This window comes from Aeromonas sp. S13(2024) (genome assembly GCF_041402405.1).
In the GTDB taxonomy this organism is placed as follows: Bacteria; Pseudomonadota; Gammaproteobacteria; order Enterobacterales; family Aeromonadaceae; genus Aeromonas; species Aeromonas veronii.
Map to the genome: position 1 here is coordinate 128,396 of NZ_JBGLRA010000002.1, position 22,966 is coordinate 151,361.

A 22,966-nucleotide genomic window follows, 5' to 3' on the forward strand; every position below is an offset into this window, starting at 1 on the left:
AAAAAGGCCCGATACCGGCAGTATCGGGCCTGTGTCTTTGCCCTGCGGCAAATTATACGCGTTTGAAGATCAGTGAGCCATTGGTGCCGCCAAAACCAAACGAGTTGGAAAGGGCGTACTCGAAGCTGCCTGACTTGGCCACATGGGGTACCAGATCCAGATCGCACTCATCATCCGGGTTGTCCAGGTTGATAGTGGGCGGAGCCACCTGATCACGCAGGGCCAACACAGTGATGATCGCCTCGATGGCGCCGGCGGCGCCCAACAGGTGACCGGTCATGGACTTGGTGGAGCTGACCATCAGGGATTTGGCGTGCTCACCAAACACCGACTTCATGCCACGCAGTTCAGCCACATCACCCAGCGGGGTGGAGGTACCGTGCGCGTTGATGTAACCAATCTGCTCGGGGGCAATGCCGGCATCCTTGATTGCATTTTTCATGGCACGAGCGCCACCGTTGCCATCTGCAGGAGGCGCAGTCATATGGTACGCGTCACCGCTCATGCCAAAACCGACCAGCTCGGCGTAGATCTTGGCGCCACGGGCCTTGGCGTGTTCGTACTCTTCCAGTACCAGTACACCGGCACCGTCACCCAGCACGAAACCGTCGCGATCTTTATCCCACGGACGGCTCGCTTTTTGCGGCTCGTCGTTGCGGTTGGAGAGTGCCTTGGCGGCAGCAAAACCACCCATCCCCATCGCGGTGGAGGCTTTCTCGGCACCGCCAGCGACCATCACGTCGGCATCACCGTAAGCAATCATCCGGCCAGCCATACCGATGGCATGGGTACCAGTGGTACAGGCGGTAGTCACGGCGATGTTCGGCCCTTGCAGACCTTTCATGATGGAGAGATGACCGGACACCATATTGATGATGGTGGACGGAACGAAGAAGGGACTGATCTTGCGCGGGCCGCCGTTAACTAGGCTTTCGTGGTTCTGTTCAATCAGACCCAGACCGCCGATACCGGAGCCAATCGCCACGCCGACACGTTCGGCATTCTCTTCATTAATGGTCAGGCCGGAATCATCCAGCGCCTGCATACCGGCCGCGATGCCGTATTGAATGAAGAGATCCATCTTGCGAGCGTCTTTACGGTTGATACCGTACTGCTCGGGATCGAAATCCTTGACCAGACCTGCGAAGCGGGTTGCAAACTCGCTGGCATCAAAGTGTTCGATAAGGGAAATACCGCTCTGCCCGTTGAGCAGTGCTTGCCAGCTGGATTCGGCAGTGTTACCCACCGGGGAAAGCATCCCCAAGCCGGTCACCACGACTCTGCGTTTTGACACTGAGGTAGTCTCCGAGAGGTTTTTTGAAAAGGAACAAATACAAAAGAAGCGGCCCTTGGGCCGCTTCTTTCAGAACAGGAACTTATTCCTGATTAGCGGTGATGTAGTCGATAGCCGCTTGAACAGTGGTGATCTTCTCGGCTTCTTCATCAGGAATTTCGGTATCGAATTCTTCTTCCAGCGCCATTACCAGTTCAACGGTATCCAAAGAGTCAGCGCCCAGGTCGTCGACGAAGGAGGCAGCGTTCTTAACGTCTTCCTCTTTAACACCCAGTTGTTCGATGATGATTTTCTTTACGCGTTCTTCGATGTTGCTCATGACCTGAATTTTCCTTTAAAAATACGCTATTTGCGTCTGGTTGGGGTAGTTTATTCAATTGACGTGAGTTTGCAAGTAGCTTGCCGCTGGTCAAACCACGAAATGTGCCAAACTTCGGCGTACTATCGCAAATTTGAACAGATCTTACGACAAATTGATTACACCATGTACATCCCGCCATTAACATGCAGGGTTTCGCCGGTGATATAGGCTGCTTCATCAGAAGCCAAGAATACCACAGCTGCGGCAATTTCTTTTGGATCACCCAAACGGGCGGCAGGCACCTGACTCATGATGCCGGCACGTTGATCGTCATTCAGGGCACGGGTCATGTCGGTTTCGATGAAACCGGGAGCAACCGCGTTCACTGTGATACCACGGGATGCCACTTCCCGCGCCAACGATTTGGTAAAACCAACCAGACCGGCCTTGGCGGCAGCATAGTTGACCTGACCGGCATTGCCCATGGTTCCCACCACGGAGCCAATGCTGATGATGCGACCGTGACGTTTCTTCATCATGGCACGCAACACAGGTTTGCTCAGACGATAAAGCGAGGTCAGATTGGTATCGATGATCTCGTTCCACTCGTCATCTTTCATCCGCATCAACAGGTTGTCACGGGTGATCCCCGCGTTGTTGATCAGGATGTCGATGTCGCCAAAGCGCGCCTTGATAGCGGCGAAGACGGCTTCGATGGATTCCTGGCTGGTCACGTTCAGTGCCATGCCGCAACCATTCTCACCCAGATAGGCGCTGATCGCCTCGGCACCGCTCTCGCTGGTCGCCGTACCGACCACTTTCGCGCCACGGGCCACGAATGTTTCGGCAATCGCACGGCCGATGCCACGACTGGCACCGGTCACCAACACAACCTTATCGGTAAAGCTCATCACTTGCTCCTGTTTACTTGATCTGGGCCAGCGCCTGCTCGAAAGAGGCGGCATCGTTGGCGTGAATACCTTCCACGCGCTTGTCGATGCGCTTGGCGAGCCCGGTCAACACTTTGCCCGGTCCCATCTCGATCTCGAGGGTAACCCCCTCGTTGGCCATCCGCTCGACAGTCTCGGTCCAACGAACCGGGCTGAACAGCTGACGTACCAGCGCTTGCTTGATGGCGGCCGGATCCTGTTCACAGGATACGTCGACATTATTGATGACCGCGATGGCTGGAACCTTGATCTCGATCCCGTCCAGCGCAGCTGCCAGTTTTTCTGCGGCAGGTTTCATCAGTGCGCAGTGAGACGGCACGGAGACCGGCAGCGGCAGCGCACGCTTGGCGCCCGACTCTTTCATCAGCACGTTGGCTCGCTCAACGGCCTCTTTGTGACCGGCGATAACCACCTGGCCCGGGGAGTTGAAGTTGACCGGAGAGACGACCTGCCCTTGTGCCGCTTTTTCGCAGTTGGCGGCGATGGATTCGTTATCCAGACCGATGATGGCCGCCATGGCGCCGGTGCCTTCCGGTACCGCTTCCTGCATGGCCAGACCACGCAGCTCGACCAGTTTGACCGCATCGGCAAAATCGAGTGCGCCGCTGCAAACCAGCGCGGAGTACTCACCCAGGCTGTGACCCGCCATCATGGCAGGAGTTGCCCCACCCAGCTGTTGCCACAGGCGCCACAGGGCGACAGAGGCAGTCAGCAGTGCAGGCTGGGTGCGCCAGGTTTTGTTCAGATCTTCAACCGGACCATCCATCACCAGGGCAAACAGGTCATAACCCAGCACCTGACTCGCCTCGGCGAAGGTCTCCTTGATCACGGCATGTTGTTCGGCCAGCTCGGCCAGCATGCCAACGGACTGGGAACCTTGTCCCGGGAAGGCAATGGCAAATTGGGTCATCATTGATTCCTTTTAGATAAGACAAAAATGAAATCGGTGACGGGATGATGGGCGCACCATCCCGTCGAAGATCAGAGGCGAACCAGCGCCGAGCCCCAGGCAAAACCGCCGCCGAAGGCCTCCAGCAGTACCAGCTGACCCGGTTTGATCCGGCCATCCCGCACCCCTTCGTCGAAGGCAACCGGAACAGAAGCGGCAGAGGTATTGCCGTGCTTGTCGAGGGTCAGCACCACTTTATCGAGGCTCATACCGAGCTTCTTGGCGGTGGCGCTGATGATGCGGAAGTTGGCCTGATGAGGCACCAGCCAATCCAGCTCGCTCGGCTCGATGCCAGCAGCGGCCAACGTTTCGGTGACGATCTCGCTCAGACGGGTGACCGCGACCTTGAAGACATCGTTGCCCTTCATGTACATGTAGGCTTCGAGCTCGGCACCCGGCATGCCGCGACGAGGATGAGGCAGCTTGAGCAGCTCGCCATAACGGCCATCGGCATGGAGATGGGTAGAGAGGATGCCCGGCGTCTCGCTGGCACCGACAATCACAGCCCCTGCCCCATCACCAAACAGGATGATGGTGCCGCGATCTTGCGGATCGCACATGCGGGAGAGCACATCGGCCCCGACGACCAGCACATGGCGGGCGGCGCCGGATTTGACGAACTGATCGGCAATGGAGAGTGCGTAGGTGAAACCGGCACAGGCCGCTGCCACGTCAAAGGCAGGAATGCCCGGTACGCCGAGCAGCCCCTGCAGCTCGCAGGCGGCAGCCGGGAAGGCATTATCAGCACTGGTGGTGGCCAGCACTATCATATCGAGATCGGCAGCGGTCAAACCGGCTGCATCCAGGGCGCGCAGAGCGGCCTGGTAAGAGAGGGTGGCAACGGTTTCGTCAGCCCCGGCAATACGGCGCTCACGGATACCGGTACGTTCCACGATCCACTCATCACTGGTCTCAACCATCTGCTCGAGATCGGCGTTGGTACGCACTGAACTCGGCAGGTAGCTGCCAGTACCCAGAATTTTGCTATGCATAGAGTTCTTATAGATCCCTGTCAGAGAAGACAGCTTCAAGGCGATCTGCTATTTGCAGTGGAAGTTGATGTTTGGCCTCTTGTGCGGCCAGCAGGATCGCATTACACAGAGCGCGCCGTTCGGCCCGCCCATGACTTTTTACCACAATGCCGCGCAATCCTAACAGACTTGCTCCGTTATACTGGTCGGGGTTCAGGTAAGAAAAACGCCGTTTGAACATAAATCCGGCGATCCGGCCAAGAAAAGTGCGTTTCTTGCGGGGATATCCGGCCAGCTGGGCCATCATCCGCACCACCCCTTCTGCCGTCTTGAGGGCAACATTGCCGACAAAACCGTCGCAGACGATCACATCGCTGTCGCCGCTGAAGATGCGATCCCCTTCGACGAACCCGACATAATTGAGCGCTTGGCACTGACGCAACAATTCGGCGCTGTGGCGCACCAGATCGTTGCCCTTGATCTCCTCCTCGCCGATGTTGAGCAAGGCAACACGGGGGGATGCAATGCCTTCTACCTTTTCGGCCACGACGGAGCCCATCACCGCAAACTGCAGCAAGGTATCCGCATCGCAACTGACGTTGGCGCCTAGATCCAGCATCACGGTGCGTTTGCCACTCAATGTCGGCAGCGCCTTGATAAGTGCCGGCCGATCGACCCCGGGCAGGGATTTGAGCACGCACTTGGCCATCGCCATCAACGCACCGGTATTACCGGCACTGACGCAAGCATCGGCCTCACCGGCTTTCACCAGATTGAGTACCACCCGCATGGAGGAGTCTTTCAGAGTACGCAGCGCCACGATCGGTTTATCGCCCATGCCAACCACCTGGGATGCATGTACGAAACGAACTCGGGGATGATTCAGCAAGCCATGTTGCTGCAGCAGAGAGGAGGTCTGGTGCTGGTCGCCGACCAGGATCAGTTTTAGCTGGGGTAAAAGAGACAGTGCCTGCACGGCGGCAGGCACTGTTTCCGAGGGGCCAATATCTCCCCCCATGATGTCTAGCGCGACAGTTTGCGTAGACAAAGGCAATCCTTAAGCGATTACCTTTTTACCGCGGTAGAAACCATCGGCAGTCACGTGGTGACGACGATGAATTTCGCCACTGGTCTGATCAACAGTCAGGGCAGCGGTGGTCAGCGCATCGTGGGAACGACGCATGCCACGCTTGGCACGGGTTTTACGGTTCTGTTGTACGGCCATTGTAGGCTAACTCCTAAATTCACTTACGTTTAAGCTCTTCAAGAACTGCAAAGGGATTCGGCCGCTCATCAGCAGGTTCGATTTCACCCCAGGTCATCTCCATGTTTCCTCTCGGGCATGCATCCAGAGAATGCATTGCAACTTGAGGCAACGAGAGGATGAGTTCATCCTCCAGGATTTGATGAAGATCTATCTCGCCGTTTTCGTCCAACTCAATGGGCTCATAAGCTTCCGGCAGTTCTTCCTCGTTTGTTCTTTCGAACAGCGGAGTGTAGATAAATTCAGCTTCACAGAGGTGTTCGAATGTCTCCCCGCAACGTTGGCAAACCAGGTCAACCTTGGCATGGGCAGTGCCTTTCATAACGGTCAACTTCTGGACATCTTTGCCAAAGTGCAGTGATACATCGATATCACTCTGCAAGCCAGCGGTTGATTCCTCCAGCCTGGGCATCTGCGACTTTTCCACTATCCCGATGTAATCGAGCAGCTTCAAGGCACTACGGACTGGATCAACCTTAACGGGCAACTTCACCTTTTGCATAGGGCGCGAATAATATAGGTCCAACAACTGATAGTCAAAGGAAAAAGTCCTTACCGCCGATGATTTTAACGTCACAAGTCCCTAGAATGCCGGTACCTGCTTTCATCGGTAACTCGATTATGCCACAGAATCTGATCCTCGCCTCAACTTCTCGCTATCGCAAAGCCCTGCTGGAGAAGCTCGGTCTCCCTTTTGAATGTGCCGCCCCCGATGTGGATGAGCGACCACTGGCTGGCGAATCCGCCGAGACGCTGGTGGCCAGACTGGCTCGTGCCAAGGCTGATGCCATCGCCGGGCAACGTGATCACGGTTTGATCATCGGATCTGATCAGGTGTGTGTCTGCGATAATCACATCCTCGGCAAACCTGGCACCATCGACAATGCCATCGCCCAGCTGATGGCGGCTCAAGGTCGCAGCGTCACCTTCTACACCGGCCTGTGCGTGGTGAATGCCGCAACCGGTGAGGCTCATCAACTGGTGGAGTCTTTCACCGTCCATTTTCGCAACCTCGATGAAGCCGCCATTCGCCGCTATGTAGAGGCAGAATTGCCCCTCGATTGTGCGGGCAGCTTCAAATGTGAAGGAATGGGGATCGTGCTGTTCAAGGGGCTGGAGGGGCGCGACCCTAACGCATTGATCGGTCTGCCACTGATCGGCCTGATCGAGCTGCTGGAGCGCCACGGTATTGCCCTGCCCTGATTGCGGACGAATAGATAAGCTAGATCGAGCATATAAAAAGCCCGGTCAATAGACCGGGCTTCTGTTATCAATCAGATTGATGTCTCTTAAAAGAAAGGTGTCTACAACAGCGCGTGAAGAGCCGTCATGGAGTCCACCACCGCTACAGGTCCGTGACGACTGAGAGCATCACTACTATCCACACCCCAGGTAACGCCAATGCGCGGCATGGCAATTGCCTCGGCCATCGCCATATCGTGAACAGAGTCGCCGATCATTACCGCCTGCCGGGGTAAAAGCTCCAACTCGTCCAGGATCTGCTCAAGCATCAGCGGATCAGGCTTGGAGCGAGCCTCATCGGCCCCGCGACTGGTTACAAACAACGGGCGCAGTCCGGTCTCATCCAATACCCGATCCAGCCCACGGCGCGATTTGCCGGTAGCGACGGCCAGTTGCAGCCCTCGTGACTGCCAGTCATGCAGCAACTCCCCTGCCCCGGAAAACAACGGGCTGGGGGTGGCATCGTGCAGATAGTGATGACGATAGCGATCGATGAGCGCGGCAATCTGGCGCTCACCGCTGGTGGCGCCACTGCCACTGCATAAGGGGAACAGACGGGACATGGCAACATCAAGGCTCAATCCGATGATCTGCCGGATCTGGGCTGGTGCAGGTACCGCCAGCTCACAATCTCTAGCGGCCCCTTGCACACAGGCCACAATCCGGCCCACCGAATCCATCAGGGTACCGTCCCAATCGAAAATGGCGAGCCGGATATCCTGCATCAGCGTGGCAAGCCGTTGAGGAAGTTGTCGAGTTCAGGTGCCAGCGGTGCTTCTACCTGCATCTCGCGACCATCGGCCGGATGGGTGAAGCTGAGCTTCCAGGCATGCAAAAAGAGCCGTTTCAGCCCTTGGCTGCGCATTTTCTCGTCAAACGCCGCTTCACCGTACTTATCGTCACAGGCGATCGGATGACCGGCATGCAGGGTATGCACGCGGATCTGGTGGGTACGGCCAGTAATGGGGCTGCACTCGACCAGGGTCGCTTCGGCAAATTGACGCACGATACGGAACCTAGTTTCGGAGGGCTTACCATCGGCACTGACCCGCACCACCCGTTCACCGGATTGCAGATCGTTTTTGCGCAGCGGCGCATTAACCACCTTGACGTGAGCCTGCCATTTGCCGCGAACCAGCGCCAGATACTGCTTGCGCATGGTCTTGACGCGCAACTGCTCATGCAGGCTGCGCAGGGCGCTGCGTTTCTTGGCAACCAGCAATACACCAGAGGTGTCGCGATCCAGTCGATGAACCAATTCGAGGAAACGGGCTTCCGGCCGCAGGGCTCGCAGCCCTTCAATCACGCCAAAGCTCAGGCCGCTGCCACCGTGTACTGCCATGCCGGAGGGCTTGTTCAGCACGATCATGGCATCGTCTTCAAACAGGATCTGGCTCTCCAGACGCTGGATAACACTCAGGTTGGCGGATGGCAGCTCATTTTTTTCAGCGACGCGCACGGGGGGCACCCGTACCTCATCACCTGCGCAGAGTTTGTACTCCGGTTTGATGCGCTTTTTGTTTACTCGCACTTCACCTTTGCGAAGGATGCGATAGATCAGGCTCTTGGGGACGCCCTTTAGCTGAGTCTTGAGAAAATTGTCGATGCGCTGCCCGTCATGCTCAGCTTCGATGGTGAGCAGCTGCACTTGTTGTTGTATCTGTGTCATGGCGCGGATTTTACCACTGCCAGCGCCCCTTGGCTGCATGGTTTGTTGAAAAATGGCGCCTTGCTATAAAAGAGGTTTAAATGGGATAATAAACAAGGTTTTGTCATTGTGTTCAAGCCTTGTACTAAGTGGCCAAAAAGTATGCCACCCAATCCCGAAACACCGTATATACAAGAACATGACGGTTCCCGGGTGCGAGGTACAACGCATGGAGAACACAAACATTACCGTTTATTTGTCTCCATTTCGGCATCCTTATTCATTCACTTCTCGAGAAGTGATGACCAGAACGCCCTTAGTTTGCGCCTCATGCATACCCCAACCGGGAGGTTGCCCCAGTATGCTGAAGACCCGAGGCCGGCGCTGGCAGGACCCAGATGGAGGAAATCAAAATGACACAATAATGAGAACTCAATGAAAAGAATGCTTATCAACGCAACTCAAGAAGAGGAGTTGCGCGTAGCGCTGGTTGACGGACAACAGCTCTACGATTTGGATATTGAAAGTCCGGGACACGAGCAGAAGAAAGCGAACATTTACAAGGGTAAGATCACCCGCGTAGAACCCAGCCTTGAAGCTGCTTTTGTCGACTACGGCGCCGAGCGCCACGGTTTCCTGCCGTTGAAGGAGATCGCCCGCAATTACTTCCCCTCCGGTTACTCCTATCAGGGTCGTCCCAACATCAAAGAAGTGGTCCGCGAAGGTCAGGAAGTTATCGTCCAGATCGACAAGGAAGAGCGTGGCACCAAGGGTGCAGCCCTCACCACCTTTATCAGCCTGGCAGGTAGCTACCTGGTACTGATGCCCAACAACCCCCGTGCCGGTGGTATCTCCCGCCGCATCGAGGGTGATGAGCGGACTGAACTGAAAGAAGCCCTGAGTGGTTTGACCGTGCCGGAAGGCATGGGCCTGATCGTACGTACCGCAGGTGTGGGCAAGTCGCCAGAAGAGCTGGAGTGGGATCTGAACGTTCTGCTCAACCACTGGGACTCCATCCACAAGGCCTCTCAGGAGCGCGCTGCGCCGGTGCTGATCCACCAGGAAAGCAACGTCATCGTGCGTGCCATCCGTGACTATCTGCGTCGCGATGTGGGCGAGATCCTGATCGACAATCCGGTGATTTTCGAACGCGCCAAGGCCCATATCGAGCTGGTACGTCCCGATTTCCTCAACCGTGTGAAGCTGTACAAGGGTGAAGTTGCCCTGTTCAACCACTTCCAGATTGAGAGCCAGATTGAATCAGCCTTCCAGCGTGAAGTGCGCCTCCCCTCCGGCGGCAGCATCGTTATCGATCCGACCGAAGCACTGACCTCCATCGATATCAACTCCTCCCGCGCCACCAAGGGCGGCGATATCGAAGAGACTGCGCTGCAAACCAACCTGGAAGCGGCCGACGAAATTGCCCGTCAATTGCGTCTGCGCGACCTGGGTGGCCTGATCGTAATCGACTTCATCGACATGACCCCGGTTCGCCATCAGCGCGAAGTGGAAAACCGTCTGCGTGAAGCGGTGCATCAGGATCGTGCCCGCATCCAGCTGGGTCGGATCTCCCGTTTCGGTCTGCTGGAGATGTCTCGTCAGCGTCTGCGCCCCTCCCTCAACGAGTCCAGCAGCCATATCTGCCCCCGTTGCCAGGGTCAGGGCGTGATCCGTGACAATGAATCTCTCGCCCTGTCCATCCTGCGTCTCATCGAAGAAGAGGCCATGAAGGACAACACCGAGCAGGTTCACGGCCAAGTGCCGGTGGATGTTGCAGCCTATCTGCTCAACGAGAAGCGTGCCGCCATCGCCAGTCTGGAACAGCGCAATGATGTGCGTGTTTACATCATTCCGAACCAGCATCTGGAAACCCCGCACTACGAAGTGACTCGCATTCGTCAGAACGAGATCCCGGAAGCGGCCAGCTACGAGCTGAAAACCGAGATTGCCAAGCCGGTCTACCAACCGAAGCAAGCTCAGGTGATCGAGCGTGAGCAACCGCTGCTGCAAGGCTTTGCCCAACCGGCACAACCGGCTCCTGTTGCACCGCAACAGCCGGCGGCTCCCGTTGCTGCGGCTCCTGCAGAAGCCGGCTTCTTCAGCAAGCTGCTCAAAGGCATTACCGGCATGTTCAGCAGCGATGCCGCCCCTGCCGACGTGAAAGCGCCCGCTGAGAAACCAGCAGCTCGTGAAGCACGCAAGGATGAAGGTCAACGTCACCAGCGCGAAGAAGGCCGTGGCCGTGGTCAGCGTCCTCGTCGTGATGACAATCGTGGCAACCGCAACAATGCGGAAGCTGGCGAGAAGCGTGAAGGTGGCAACCGCGAAGGTGGTGAAAACCGCAATCGCCGTCCGCGCAAAGAGCGCGAGCCTCGTCAGGAGCGTGAAGCTCGTGGCGAATTGCGCAGCGAACAGCGCATGGAACGTGAACCCCGTCAGGAACGCGAGCCTCGCGAACCGCGCCAGGAACGTGCACCACGTCCGGCCCGTGAACCTCGTGCTCCCCGTGAGCCGCGCGCCGAAGTCGTTGTTGAAGCGGTAGACGCCGTTGATGCAACTGCCGTCCAGCCACGTCAGGAGAAAGAGCAGAAAGTGGCCGAGCGCCGCGAACGTCGCCAACTGCGCAAGCAGATCCGCGTCGATGTCGCCGCTGCTGACACCCCTGCCCTGCCGGTTGACGAAGTACCAGCGCAAGCTGACGTGATCGATGCCACCGTGGGTAACGAGCAGGAAGAGCAGAGTGAAGGCCAACGCCGTTCACGCCGCACTCCGCGCAGCCAGCGTATCGAAGGACAGCGCCGCAAGCGCATCAACGAAGATGCCCGCAGCCAGCGTGACGAAGAACAGCAAGATACCACCACTCTGACCACCGCAGCCCAGGCAGATATTGCCAAAGCGCAGGTTGAAGAGCCGGTAGTGCCCGTTGTTACCATCCCGAGCGCTGAAGCCGTCGCAGCTGCCCTGCAAGCCTCTGCCGCACTGACCGAGCATGTGGTTGTCGAAGCCGTTGCAGAAGAAGCTGCCGAACAGGCTGCTGCCCAGGTTGAAGCAACTCAATCCGATGTGAGCGCTAGCCCGGTTGTTGCTGCTGTCACAGAAGTCATGGTTGTAGCGGAGCCGGAAGTTGCCGTTGTCGCCGCGCCGGCTGTCGACATGGCTGCAACTGAAGTCGTTGAAACTGATCAGGTTGTTGAAGAAGCCCCTGCTGTCAGCACTCCTGTCGTGGAAGCTGTACCGGCTGCAGTCGAAATGCCAGTTGCGGTTGTCGAAGCCCCGGCTCCTGTCGCTGTCGCTGTCGCTGCCGTTGCAGTGGAAGAGACTCCAGTCGTGACCAAACAGGTAGCTCACGGTGCCGGCCTGCTGGCTCGTGCCCGTAAAGCATCCGCCCCGATGGCAACCCCTGCCGAAGCCCCTGCCCTGCCTGCTCGTGAGCCGGTTAACTACCCGCCGCTGGTACGCAACGAGGTGAGCACATCAGGTCGTCATGGTGGCAGCACTGCCGCCGTCAACGTGGCCACCTGCCCGGCCGGTCGCCCCTAAGCAACCCGGGTTGACCCCCTAAACAAAAGCCACACCAACCGGTGTGGCTTTTTTATTTCTCGTGTCCCGTCCTGAATATGGTTTACACCTTTCCTCCCAATAAATGGAGAACCCGATGGGACAAGGTGTGAAACGAACACAGCGCGATTACTCGCTGACTTTTAAACTGGCACTGGTCGAGCAGATTGAAAAAGGCGAGCTCACCTACAAACAGGCTCAGGTGCGTTATGGCATTCAGGGCCGTTCCACCGTTCTGGTATGGTTGCGTAAACATGGTCGGCAAGATTGGAGCCAGGGGGCTTCTGTACGTGCCGGCAGGAGCATCACCATGCCTGACCCCGACAACCAGACGCCCGAACAGCGCATTAAGGAACTCGAGCAACAGCTGGCGCTGATGAGCCAGAAAGCCCAGTTCTTTGAGGCCGTCGTCGATGTGCTGAAGAATGACTACGGCGTCTCCATCGTAAAAAAGCGACCCGGCAAGTCCTCTCGCAGCGGCAAGTCGAGAGGCTGACCATTGTCAGGGCTTGCCTGTTTCTAGGGATAAGCCGGCAGGCTTACTACAAGCGCAATCGGGTTGCAGACTTACGCCATGCACAAGGGCTGCAGGTGGTGCGCTTTGTGCGTCAGGTTCGACTGCGACACCCTCGGGTGGGCACTCGCAAGCTGCATTATCTGCTGCAGGGTCAGGATGATGGCGGGCTCAAGGTAGGGCGGGACAGGCTGTTTCGGATATTGGCCGAGCACCGCCTGCAGGTGCAGCCCAGACGGGCGTATCACAAGACCCCCCACAGTTTTCACCGTTTCTACCGTCATCCCAACTTGCTCAAGGCGGGGCCAGAGCAGGTCACACCGGTGGCCACGGAGCAGGTCTGGGTCGCAGATATCACCTATCTGCCAGCCAGGAGCGGGCCGCTGTACCTGAGCCTGGTGACGGATGCCTACTCACGCAAGATAGTGGGCCATCACGTGCACGAAGGAATGCACGCAGAGTCGGTGGCGTTCAAGAAAGCACTGAAGCAGCGGTGTGGCAGCGGGGAGCTAATCCATCACTCAGACCGCGGCGTGCAGTATTGCTCGGGGCTGTATCAGTGATTACATGAGCAGTACGGGGGGAAATGCTCGATGACGGATGGGTATGACTGTTACCAGAATGCGTTGGCGGAGCGGGTGAACGGGATTTTGAAGGGAGTGTTGCTACAGGAAAACGCCCTGCTTTCTCCTGTGTTTGCGCTTTGGATATCTCTGAGAAAGTTCATTCAAAGCGTTAATGTGCAGTATCACACCTATTGATAATTTCAATACAATACTTTGTTTGTTGGCATATTAAAACCAATCGCAGATATGAAAAAAGGGCCCGCAGGCCCTTAGAAAAAATAGCGATGTTATCCACCAAACAGATGGTGGCTGACGATGAACAGGCCGCCGGAGAGCAGCATGGTCAGCGGCAGGGTCAGCACCCAGGCCATCAGGATGGTCTTGATGGTCTGGCTCTGCAGGCCGGATTTGTTGGCAATCATGGTCCCCGCCACCGCAGAAGAGAGAATATGGGTGGTGGAGACCGGCATACCAGTCAGACTGGCGACCCCGATTGAGGTTGCTGCCGTGATCTGGGCCGCAATACCCTGGCTATAGGTCATGCCGGTGGTGCCGATCTTCTCGCCCACGGTATGGACGATACGACGCCAGCCCACCATGGTGCCGCAACCAAGCGCCAGCGCGATGGAAACGATCACCCAGGTCGGTGCATATTCAGCGGTCGCGGTCAGGTCCTTGCGCCATTTGGCCAGATCGGTCAGCTCCTTGGCTGGCAGCGGCAGCTTGGCAGCCTTGCGGGCGGTGTCATCGATACAGAGCAGCAGACGACGCACTTCGCGGCGGTCAGTCAGGCTCATCTGATCATAAGTACGCACGGCACCCAGACGGGCATCCAGGGTGGCCATCGCCTGCAGCACGCCATCGGCGGAGCAGTGAGTCATCAGCTCTTCCTGAGCCGTTGCCGGTGCAGAGAAGTTGATGACGCCAGAGAGGGCGGACTGGTTGCGCTGGTAGATCTCCATGATGCGCTGGTTGGCATCCTGGGTCCGGTCCAGATCATAGGCGCGGCTGTTCATGTCCAGTGCGAAATAGGCTGGCGCCATACAGATCAGCACCAGCATCACCAGACCGATACCCTTCTGGCCATCGTTGGAGCCGTGCACGAAGCTGACGCCCATGGCCGAGGCCACCAGGGTCAGACGCGCCCAGAACGGCGGGTGTTTCTTGCCATCCACCAGCTGGCGCTCTTCCGGCGTTTTGTGGATCTTGTTGCTGGTCCAGATGCGCTTCATCGCCAGCAGCAGCAGCGCCGCGATGATGAAGCCGATGGTGGGAGAGATGATGAGGGAAAGCATGATGTCGATCGCTTTGCCCACGTTGATCCCTTCTGTCACCGGTTTATGGGTGATCCAGGCATAGGCGCCGCCTACCCCCAGAATGGAACCGATCAAGGTATGTGAACTGGAGGCCGGGATCCCGAAGAACCAGGTGCCCAGGTTCCACACGATGGCGGAAAACAGCAAGGAGAAGACCATGATCAACCCTTGGGTGGAGTCCATCCCAAGCAGCAGGTCGATGGGCAGCAGATGGACAATGGCATAGGCCACACCCAGACCGCCGAACATGACGCCAAAAAAGTTGAAGATCCCCGATGCAACGACCGCTAGGTGAGCTGGCATCGCCTTGGTATAGATAACCGTTGCTACCGCGTTGGCGGTATCGTGAAAGCCGTTGATAAATTCATAGGCAAGCACAAAAAAAACGGCCAATACCAAACCGATTGACCACCACAAACCCAAACCACTAAACATTTCAAACATAAAAAAAAGCCTGTTTATGAGTTGCGGCGGATTATGCCAGATGGCGGCCAACACCATAGCCACCATTGAAATATTTCAGCCATAAAAAAAAAGAGCTTTTTGGGAAAAAATATCCTAGAGCCAGTCCTCATGCGGCTTGCCATCGATTAATTAAAGCCGCTAATGATTGCGGGAAAGGGCAAAAATAGCTGACAATTAAGCCAATAATTTCATTTTTATGACGTTTTTATGACAGAAAAACGGGCGAAAGTGGTGATAAAACGTCCCTGCCCCGCCAATCTCATCCGACCAGCACCATCAACCCCATATCCGTTTGATTCCAGATGCAAAAAGGGAGCACCTTGTGCTCCCTTGAATCGTTGCCGTGTTGCCAGTTATCAATCCTGATTGATGCGGCTGGCAACGGCGCCCTGCTGGCTCTTGTACTTGGCATTTTCCCGCTTGTTGTAGGGACGGGCCGCGACGCCGGAGAGCATCTCGAAGTTCAAGGCGCCGATCTTCATCTTCGGACGCAGCGCCAGCGGCAATTTGCCGCCGTTGTAGAACTCCAGCACGATGCGACCGGACCAACCCGGATCGATCCGGTGCGCCGTCACGTGCACCATCAAACCCAGCCGCGCCAGTGAAGAGCGGCCATCCAGCCAGCCGACGATATCGGCAGGCAGAGTAACGGATTCGTAGGTCACCGCCAGCGCCAGCTGACCCGGGTGAAGGTAGAAGGCTTCGCCATCGGGGATGTGGATCTCGTCACTCATCACCCGATCGATGGCATCAGCCATCTCGCTGCTCGGGCCGCTCAGGTCGATATAGGGCGCGGTATGATCGCGAAACACCCGAAACTCGTTACCCAGCAGCACATCGACACTGACACCACTGATCCGCTCTACCCCGGGCCGTGGCTCAATGACGATCTTGCCTTCATCCAGATGGCGTTCAATATCGGTATCACACAGACGCATTGGGCGACTCTCCTGACAAATTGTGCTTTTAAAAAAGCCGGGCATCACCCGGCTTGTTTCATCTTAACCAATCAACATGTGGCGAATACGCGCCTTGAGCATGTCGATGGCGATGCGGTTCTTGCCACCACGGGGCACGATCACATCGGCATACTGTTTGGACGGCTCGATAAACTGCAGGAACATCGGACGCACCGTCTTCTGATACTGCTTGAGCACGGAGTCCATGGTACGGCCACGCTCCTGCACATCACGCACCAGACGGCGCAGCAGGCAGATGTCGAGCGGGGTATCCATGAAGATGGAGGCATCCATCAGATCCCGCAGACGGCTGTCGGTCAGCAGCAGGATCCCTTCCAGAATGATCACCCGGCGCGGGGCAAACGGGGTCACTTCGCTCATCCGGGTGTGTTCGGTGTAGGAGTACTGGGGAATGGCAACCGCGTCACCTTTGACCAGCTGGCTCAGGTGCTGTACCAGCAGGTCGTGATCCAGCGCGTTGGGGTGGTCATAGTTGGTCTTGACCCGCTCTTCCATGGTCAGGTGGGTCTGATCACGGTAGTAGCAATCTTCGGTGATCACACCAATCTGACCTGCGCCCAGTTCGGCCACCAGCTCTTCATAAATGGTCTGGGCTATAAGACTTTTGCCAGACGCAGATGCGCCCGCAATACCGATGATCACACACGAATGTTGAGTATCAGACATGACAAATACCTAAAAGAGAAGAGCAGTGGGGATGGTTTAAACCGATCCATTATATAAAAAAGGGTGGGTCATGCCCACCCTCAATTCCCTTTCAAGTGACCGACCGCCGATTATTCATCCAGCGCCATGGCATAGAGGGGGGTCGCAATCGGTTTTGCGCTGAAAAAGAGTTCAGCCCCTACCCTGCGCGCCAGCTTCAAATAGGCCTGAGCCAGGCTTCCTTCCGGTGCGCCGAACACCGTCGGACAGCCATCATCCATGTGTTGGCGGATATCGATGTGCAGCGGTAATTGACCAAGCAGTGCCACTTGATACTGCTCTGCCATCTTCTGGCCGCCACCGGTACCAAACAGCGGCTCATGATGACCACAGGCGCTGCAGACGTGGTAGCTCATGTTCTCGATAATACCGAGCACTGGCACATTGACCTTGTTGAACATGGCGATCCCCTTGCGGGCATCGGCCAGCGCCACATCCTGCGGGGTGGTGACGATCACTGCCGCCGAGGTAGGCACCTGCTGAGCCATAGTGAGCTGGATATCGCCAGTGCCCGGCGGCATGTCTACCACCAGATAATCCACCTCGCCCCAGCGGGTCTCATGGAGGATCTGCGCCAGCGCCTTGCTCGCCATCGGGCCACGCCAGATGGTGGCATCCTGCTCGGAGACCAGATAGCCGATGCTGTTGCTCTTGAGGCCGCAGGCCATCACCGGCTCCATCAGCTTGCCGTCATGGCTGACCGGGCGCTCCTTGAGGGTGCCCATCATGGTGGGAATGGAAGGGCCATAGATATCGGCATCGAGAATAGCGACCCGCGCCCCCTCTTTTTGCAGGGCCAGCGCCAGATTGACTGCGGTGGTGGACTTGCCTACCCCGCCCTTGCCGGAAGCAACCACGATGATGTTGCGAATGCCCTGCACGGCATTGAGGCCCTGCGCCCGCGGCATGCTGGCGACGTCAATCTCCAATGCCCAGTCGATACGGGCAGCGCCGGTGGCACTACGCAGCCTGGCATCGTAGTTCTCTTTGAGCTGATCGAGCAGCGAGAGACCGGCAAACGGCAAGACCAGCCGGATAGTAAGCCCCTGACCCTGATTGATGATCTCACGAACGAATCCGGCATCCACCAGATCCTTGTGCCAGCCTGCTGGCTTAAATTCGGCGAGGATCTGTTTTACTGAATCAATCACCATTAACTCCTCATTATCTTGTCATTATCTTGAGGTGAACGGTTACCGCACACAAATCAGTGGCTTGCCTGCCATCATAACGGCAGGTGCTGCCAAGGTTGGCATAGCCACAACCCTAGGCAGGCTACCCCCAATTCGGGTAACATGCACGGCACTCTATCATCCCAACAAGCACATCAAGAACGTAATATGGCAACTGATCCTCGTAAAATGCTGGTAACCTGCGCCCTCCCCTATGCCAATGGCTCCATCCATCTTGGCCACATGCTGGAACATATCCAGGCCGATATCTGGGTTCGTTATCAGCGAATGCGCGGCCATCAGGTGCACTTCATCTGTGCCGATGATGCCCACGGCACCCCGATCATGCTCAAGGCACAGCAGATGGGGATCACCCCGGAAGAGATGATTGCCGCTGTCTCCAAGGAGCACCAGGCCGACTTCGCCGGGTTCAACATCAGCTTTGACAACTATCACTCCACCCACAGCGACGAAAACCGCGAGCTGGCGGAGCTGATCTACGGCCGCCTGAAAAATGGTGGCTTTATCAAGAGCCGCACCATCTCCCAGCTGTTCGATCCGGAAAAATCCATGTTCCTGCCGGACCGTTTCGTCAAGGGTACCTGCCCCAAGTGCAAGTCTCCGGAGCAGTATGGCGACAACTGCGACAGCTGCGGCGCCACCTACAGCCCGACCGAGCTGATCGATCCGAAATCTGCCGTCTCCGGCGCGACTCCGGTAATGAAGGACTCCGAGCACTTCTTCTTCGACCTGCCGCAGTTTGAAAAATGGCTCTCTGAGTGGGTGCGCGGCTCCGGCGCCATTCAGGAAGAGATGGCCAACAAGATGCAGGAGTGGTTCGAAAGCGGCTTGCAGCAGTGGGACATCACCCGTGACGCCCCCTACTTCGGGTTCGAAATCCCCGGTGCCCCGGGCAAGTATTTCTACGTCTGGCTGGATGCCCCCATCGGTTACATGGCCTCTTTCAAGAACCTGTGCAACAAGCGAGGTGACATCGACTTTGACAGCTACTGGAAAGCGGACTCCGACGCCGAGCTCTACCACTTCATCGGTAAAGATATTGCCTACTTCCACTGCCTGTTCTGGCCGTCCATGCTGGAAGGTGCCAACTTCCGCAAGCCGACCAAGGTCAACGTGCACGGGTATGTGACCGTCAACGGCGCCAAGATGTCCAAGTCCAAGGGCACCTTTATCAAGGCATCCACCTACCTGAACCACCTGGATCCGGAGTGCCTGCGTTACTACTACGCCGCCAAGCTCAACAGCCGCATCGACGATCTGGACCTGAACCTCGAAGATTTCGTGCAGCGCGTCAACGCCGACGTGGTCAACAAGCTGGTTAACCTCGCCTCCCGCAATGCCGGCTTTATTGCCAAGCGTTTTGGCGGCAAGCTGGCTGCCACTTGCGCCGAGCCCGAACTCTACGCCGAATTCGCCAACGCCCGTACCGCTATTGCGGAAGCCTATGAGAGCCGCGAGTTCAGCCGCGCCATCCGTGAAATCATGGCGTTGGCCGACAAGGCCAACCGCTACGTGGACGACAAGGCTCCCTGGGTTATCGCCAAGCAGGAAGGCGCAGATGCCGAGCTGCAGGCGGTCTGCTCTGTCGGCATCAACCTGTTCCGCGTGCTGATGGCCTACCTCAAGCCCGTCATGCCTCTGCTGGCCGAACGTGCCGAAGCCTTCCTGGCCGAAACCCTCAGCTGGGATGGCATCGAGATGCCGCTGGTTGATCACACCGTTGCGCCGTTCAAGGCCCTCTTCTCCCGCATCGAGCCGGCGAAGATTGAAGCCATGATCGAGGCATCCAAGGAAGACTTGGCCAAGGAGCAGGCACCGAAAGTGACCGGCCCCCTGGCTGATGACCCCATCAGCGAAACCATCACCTATGACGATTTTGCCAAGATTGACCTGCGCGTCGCACTGATCAAGAAGGCCGAAGCGGTACCGGAAGCCGAGAAGCTGCTCAAGCTGCAACTGGATATCGGCGGCGAAACCCGTCAGGTGTTTGCCGGTATCAAGTCCGCCTACAACCCGGAAGATCTGGAAGGCAAGCTGACCGTGATGGTGGCCAACCTGGCGCCGCGCAAGATGCGTTTCGGCATGTCCGAAGGCATGGTGCTGGCCGCAGGCCCGGGCGGCAAGGATCTCTGGATCCTGGAGCCGCAAGAAGGCGCCCAGCCTGGCATGCGCGTCAAGTAAGCACATCGCTGACTGCGACCACAGCCAGATAGAAAAGAGAGGCCAAACGGCCTCTCTTTTTTTTTATCTCACCTGTTTGGCCTGGATAGTTTTTGTAGATGCTGGTCGCGGATGACTTTCCCAGATTGCGGCCTTGGGGCTATCCACCGCTTGACTTGGCGGGCGATACATTTTGTTCTGAATAGCTGATCACCCGACTTGGCATGTCATTCATGTTGTGGCCTGCCTGCATCGCCAGTTTGAGCGCCACCAGCTCCGCCTGCTGGCAGTCCAGTTGACGCAATCGGGTGGTGATCTTCCCCTTCAACTGCTGCCGCAGTTTCGTCTGCTTGCGGGTATTCCCCTGCTCTGCTCGCAACCTCCGCCGCCATTGCCGCCAATCCTGCAACTGGCCGAGTCGCTCCTGCCAGTGAGTCAGGGTGCTCAACCAGCCGGGATCTCCACTCCCCAGATCCAGCAACAGTTCCACGCCATAACGGGCCTGCTTGATCTCGAGGCGCAGCCGATGCCAGCGGCGCAACTGTTGCTGACGGGAGCTGGCAGATTTCCCAACGCAGGGAATAGGTTCATCGAGAGCGCTCTGTGCCTCATCAAGGCGCAGGGCCAGATGCTGCTGATAGAGCGATGCCAATGCCCGCGCATCCGGCACCTGCGCCACCGCTGCAAGCCAGCGGGCCAGTCGCCGCGACAACAGGGGTACACGACAGGCCGATTTGTGGGTATTGCCCGTGCTGGCAGGCGGCTTGCCAAAACGCTCGGCGTAGACCTGAGCATCCCGCAGCGCCGAAAGCCACCCGACCGAGCGCAGCAGACGCCGCTCCAGCTCGGGATGATAGGCGAGTGGTCGCCACAGGGCGAGCAGCGCCAGCAAGCGGCGCGCCGCGATACGGTAGCCATGCACGGCCGGTTCGCTGGCCTCTTCGCGCACCGCTCGCGCCGCCTCCTGATAACGGGCGACCCAGCTTGTTGCCTGAGTCAGCAACAGACCTTCCTTGTCAGCGTCCATCTCATCTCCGCCCTTTCAGTTGGTGTGAAAGCCCTGACCGGTGGGCGGCAGCGCCTCTTCATACTCCATCCGGGTCACTCTGGCGGTGCGCGGGCCATGTTCCAGCCACCCCAACATCATCTGCACCCCCTGCGCGGGGCCACTGATGAGGATCTCCACCGAGCCATCCTCCAGGTTGTAGGCATGGCCCCGCAAACCCAGTTGCAGCGCCCGCTCACGGGTGAAATAGCGAAATCCCACCCCCTGCACCTGCCCCCACACCCGAATGACAAACGATTGCTCTCCCATTTCTCACACCTTCCGCTTAAGAAAAAATTTCCCGAGACGATAATGTGCCCGACACTCTATCTCTGCAGGATGCAGCTCCATTATGAAAGAAGTTAAATTCCGGTGGGTTGACCGCTATCTCATTCACCTCACCATCAGTGAAAAATTCCATATCGCGTTCTGGTTACCTCTCTTCATCATCGCCTTCCTCAGCTGGTACATGCTGGCGGCCAGCCATCAGCAGGAGATCTCCCTGCGGGTAGCGCAGTTGCAGCAACGGGTCGAGACCACGGCGCAGCTGGTCAGCCAGCAACCCATTCTGGTGTTGCCTGCTGATCTGCGTCTGACCCGGCATGGCAGCAGCGGGTTGCAGCAGCAAGGAGATCACTACCTCTTTACCGCGCCAGCGGGTCAGGCAGGCTACGTCACCGGTGATCTCGACACCGGCAACCTCTCCATGTGGGAGGGTCAGGGCTCGACCCTGCTCCTCATCGGCGCGCTGGCCGCCCTGATGGCGCTGGTGATCCACTACATGATGACCTTTGTCTCCGGTGCGCTCTACTCCACCAACAAGGCGTTGCAAACCGTGGCGGATGGGGATCTCACCTTCCGACTCAACTTCATCCCGGTGCGGGATGAGTTCTCAACCCTGGCGGGCAGCATCGACCGCTTTACCGACCGCCAGCACCAGATCGTCAAACTGGTGGAGGAGTCTGCCGAAGCGCTGACCATGGCCGCCGACGAGTTTCGTGACCATGCCCGCGAAGGCGAGACCATGGCGCGTTCCCAGCGCCAGCACATGGATTCACTGGCCACCGCCATGGAACAGATGTCGGCGGCAATCCGCGAAGTAGCGCGCAATGCCAACGATACCCTGCAGCAGACCCGCCAATCGAGCGAAGAGGCGGCAAATGGCGCCAACCGGGTAGCCCGCACCATAGAGGCGATCCGCACCCTGGCCGACGAGATTGGCAACGCCTCCGGCGCGGTCGAGCGGCTCACCCACAACGCCAACCGGATCAACGAGGTGGTCAACGTCATCAACGCCATCTCCCAGCAGACCAACTTGTTGGCCCTCAACGCCGCCATCGAAGCGGCACGGGCCGGTGAGCAGGGTCGCGGCTTTGCGGTGGTAGCTGATGAGGTGCGTACCCTCGCCAGCCGTACCCAGCAGGCGACGGTGGAGATCCAGCAGATGATCGAAGAGCTGCAGACCGGTACCGGCGCGCTGAATGAGATCATGGAGAAAACCGTGGGGCGCGCCGCCAGCAGCCAGCAGCTCATCAGCGAGGTGGGGCTTGATATCGAGAAGCTGAGCAACCACAGCGATGCGGTACTGGAGATGAGCACCCAGATCGCCACCTCCAGCGAAGAGCAGAGCTCGGTCGCCGCCGAGATCACCCACAATCTCGATCAAGTGCGCCATGAAGCGGCGCAGGTGGAAGAATCCGCCAGCGCCTCGGTAGCCGGTACGCAGGGGCTGAAAGCCACCGCCAGCGAGCTGACCCTGGCACTCAAGGGGATCACTCTCTGACGCTGCCGAATAGCATCCGGCAACAAGAAGCAATAAGAAAAGAGGCCACCCATTGGGTGGCC

General features: G+C 57.7%; 20 protein-coding genes and 1 pseudogene. 5 read left to right on the plus strand and 16 right to left on the minus strand.

All coding sequences use genetic code 11. The annotated features are described in order from the left end of the window. Nucleotides 1–52: 52 nt before the first annotated feature. The 8 genes from fabF to yceD form a co-directional block, all read right to left on the minus strand. The gene (gene fabF / locus ACB042_RS04310) at nt 53–1,294 is read right to left on the minus strand and encodes a beta-ketoacyl-ACP synthase II (RefSeq protein ID WP_123173047.1); all 1,242 of its coding nucleotides are present in this window, start codon (nt 1,292–1,294) and stop codon (nt 53–55) included. A gap of 82 nt (nt 1,295–1,376) precedes the next feature. Next, nucleotides 1,377–1,613 carry an acyl carrier protein gene (gene acpP / locus ACB042_RS04315; protein WP_005300909.1) on the minus strand — a complete coding sequence of 79 codons (237 nt, stop codon included), beginning with the start codon at nt 1,611–1,613 and terminating at the stop codon, nt 1,377–1,379. 158 nt (nt 1,614–1,771) lie between these two features. Then, nucleotides 1,772–2,506 (minus strand): 3-oxoacyl-ACP reductase FabG, encoded by a 735-nt coding sequence (gene fabG / locus ACB042_RS04320; protein WP_005333159.1) that lies wholly within the window; start codon nt 2,504–2,506, stop codon nt 1,772–1,774. Between the two features lie 13 nt (nt 2,507–2,519). Further along, entirely contained in the window at nt 2,520–3,455 is a 936-nt protein-coding gene (fabD, locus tag ACB042_RS04325; RefSeq protein ID WP_064337924.1) for an ACP S-malonyltransferase, read from the minus strand. A gap of 71 nt (nt 3,456–3,526) precedes the next feature. Next, the gene (locus ACB042_RS04330) at nt 3,527–4,486 is read right to left on the minus strand and encodes a beta-ketoacyl-ACP synthase III (protein ID WP_371177878.1); all 960 of its coding nucleotides are present in this window, start codon (nt 4,484–4,486) and stop codon (nt 3,527–3,529) included. Between the two features lie 7 nt (nt 4,487–4,493). Next, nucleotides 4,494–5,513 carry a phosphate acyltransferase PlsX gene (gene plsX, locus ACB042_RS04335; protein ID WP_100653778.1) on the minus strand — a complete coding sequence of 340 codons (1,020 nt, stop codon included), beginning with the start codon at nt 5,511–5,513 and terminating at the stop codon, nt 4,494–4,496. 9 nt (nt 5,514–5,522) lie between these two features. Beyond that, the gene (gene rpmF / locus ACB042_RS04340) at nt 5,523–5,690 is read right to left on the minus strand and encodes a 50S ribosomal protein L32 (RefSeq protein ID WP_005300935.1); all 168 of its coding nucleotides are present in this window, start codon (nt 5,688–5,690) and stop codon (nt 5,523–5,525) included. 19 nt (nt 5,691–5,709) lie between these two features. Further along, nucleotides 5,710–6,231, minus strand: coding sequence for a 23S rRNA accumulation protein YceD (gene yceD / locus ACB042_RS04345; protein ID WP_013723766.1), 522 nt, complete (start codon nt 6,229–6,231; stop codon nt 5,710–5,712). A gap of 119 nt (nt 6,232–6,350) precedes the next feature. Here yceD and ACB042_RS04350 point away from each other — a divergent pair, with 119 nt between their 5' ends. Then, entirely contained in the window at nt 6,351–6,932 is a 582-nt protein-coding gene (locus tag ACB042_RS04350; protein WP_103252017.1) for a nucleoside triphosphate pyrophosphatase, read from the plus strand. Between the two features lie 101 nt (nt 6,933–7,033). Here ACB042_RS04350 and ACB042_RS04355 read toward each other — a convergent pair whose 3' ends face one another. Both ACB042_RS04355 and rluC read right to left on the minus strand, forming a co-directional pair. Continuing rightward, nucleotides 7,034–7,696, minus strand: a complete 663-nt coding sequence (locus tag ACB042_RS04355) for an HAD family hydrolase (RefSeq protein WP_371177879.1) — start codon at nt 7,694–7,696, stop codon at nt 7,034–7,036. Then, complete coding sequence (gene rluC, locus ACB042_RS04360; protein ID WP_202004512.1) at nt 7,696–8,640, minus strand: 23S rRNA pseudouridine(955/2504/2580) synthase RluC; 945 nt, start codon at nt 8,638–8,640, stop codon at nt 7,696–7,698. Before rluC ends, ACB042_RS04355 begins: the two co-directional genes overlap by 1 nt. Nucleotides 8,641–9,054: 414 nt before the next feature. Here rluC and rne point away from each other — a divergent pair, with 414 nt between their 5' ends. Then, nucleotides 9,055–12,159, plus strand: a complete 3,105-nt coding sequence (gene rne / locus ACB042_RS04365) for a ribonuclease E (RefSeq protein ID WP_320546118.1) — start codon at nt 9,055–9,057, stop codon at nt 12,157–12,159. 115 nt (nt 12,160–12,274) lie between these two features. Beyond that, nucleotides 12,275–13,359: pseudogene (locus tag ACB042_RS04370) on the plus strand (IS3 family transposase); the annotation flags it as partial. A 185-nt stretch (nt 13,360–13,544) separates the two neighbouring features. Here ACB042_RS04370 and ACB042_RS04375 read toward each other — a convergent pair. The 4 genes from ACB042_RS04375 to apbC all read right to left on the minus strand — a co-directional run bounded on the left by ACB042_RS04375 (nt 13,545) and on the right by apbC (nt 17,877). Then, nucleotides 13,545–15,017, minus strand: coding sequence for an inorganic phosphate transporter (locus ACB042_RS04375; protein ID WP_040065480.1), 1,473 nt, complete (start codon nt 15,015–15,017; stop codon nt 13,545–13,547). 377 nt (nt 15,018–15,394) lie between these two features. Continuing rightward, the gene (dcd, locus tag ACB042_RS04380; RefSeq protein WP_005336719.1) at nt 15,395–15,976 is read right to left on the minus strand and encodes a dCTP deaminase; all 582 of its coding nucleotides are present in this window, start codon (nt 15,974–15,976) and stop codon (nt 15,395–15,397) included. A 63-nt stretch (nt 15,977–16,039) separates the two neighbouring features. After that, complete coding sequence (udk, locus tag ACB042_RS04385) at nt 16,040–16,684, minus strand: uridine kinase (RefSeq protein WP_005345570.1); 645 nt, start codon at nt 16,682–16,684, stop codon at nt 16,040–16,042. A gap of 110 nt (nt 16,685–16,794) precedes the next feature. Beyond that, nucleotides 16,795–17,877, minus strand: a complete 1,083-nt coding sequence (apbC, locus tag ACB042_RS04390) for an iron-sulfur cluster carrier protein ApbC (protein ID WP_005345574.1) — start codon at nt 17,875–17,877, stop codon at nt 16,795–16,797. A gap of 186 nt (nt 17,878–18,063) precedes the next feature. Between apbC and metG the strand changes: the two genes are divergently transcribed. Further along, nucleotides 18,064–20,097, plus strand: a complete 2,034-nt coding sequence (gene metG / locus ACB042_RS04395) for a methionine--tRNA ligase (protein WP_026034905.1) — start codon at nt 18,064–18,066, stop codon at nt 20,095–20,097. 139 nt (nt 20,098–20,236) lie between these two features. Here the strand turns inward: metG and ACB042_RS04400 are convergent, their stop codons facing one another. After that, nucleotides 20,237–21,103, minus strand: a complete 867-nt coding sequence (locus ACB042_RS04400) for a CHAD domain-containing protein (RefSeq protein WP_144713288.1) — start codon at nt 21,101–21,103, stop codon at nt 20,237–20,239. A 15-nt stretch (nt 21,104–21,118) separates the two neighbouring features. Continuing rightward, a complete protein-coding gene (locus ACB042_RS04405) occupies nt 21,119–21,391 on the minus strand; it encodes an acylphosphatase (RefSeq protein ID WP_005345583.1) in 273 nt (90 codons plus the stop codon). Between the two features lie 82 nt (nt 21,392–21,473). Here ACB042_RS04405 and ACB042_RS04410 point away from each other — a divergent pair, with 82 nt between their 5' ends. Further along, a complete protein-coding gene (locus ACB042_RS04410) occupies nt 21,474–22,904 on the plus strand; it encodes a methyl-accepting chemotaxis protein (RefSeq protein WP_371177880.1) in 1,431 nt (476 codons plus the stop codon). The last annotated feature ends 62 nt before the right edge of the window (nt 22,905–22,966 follow it).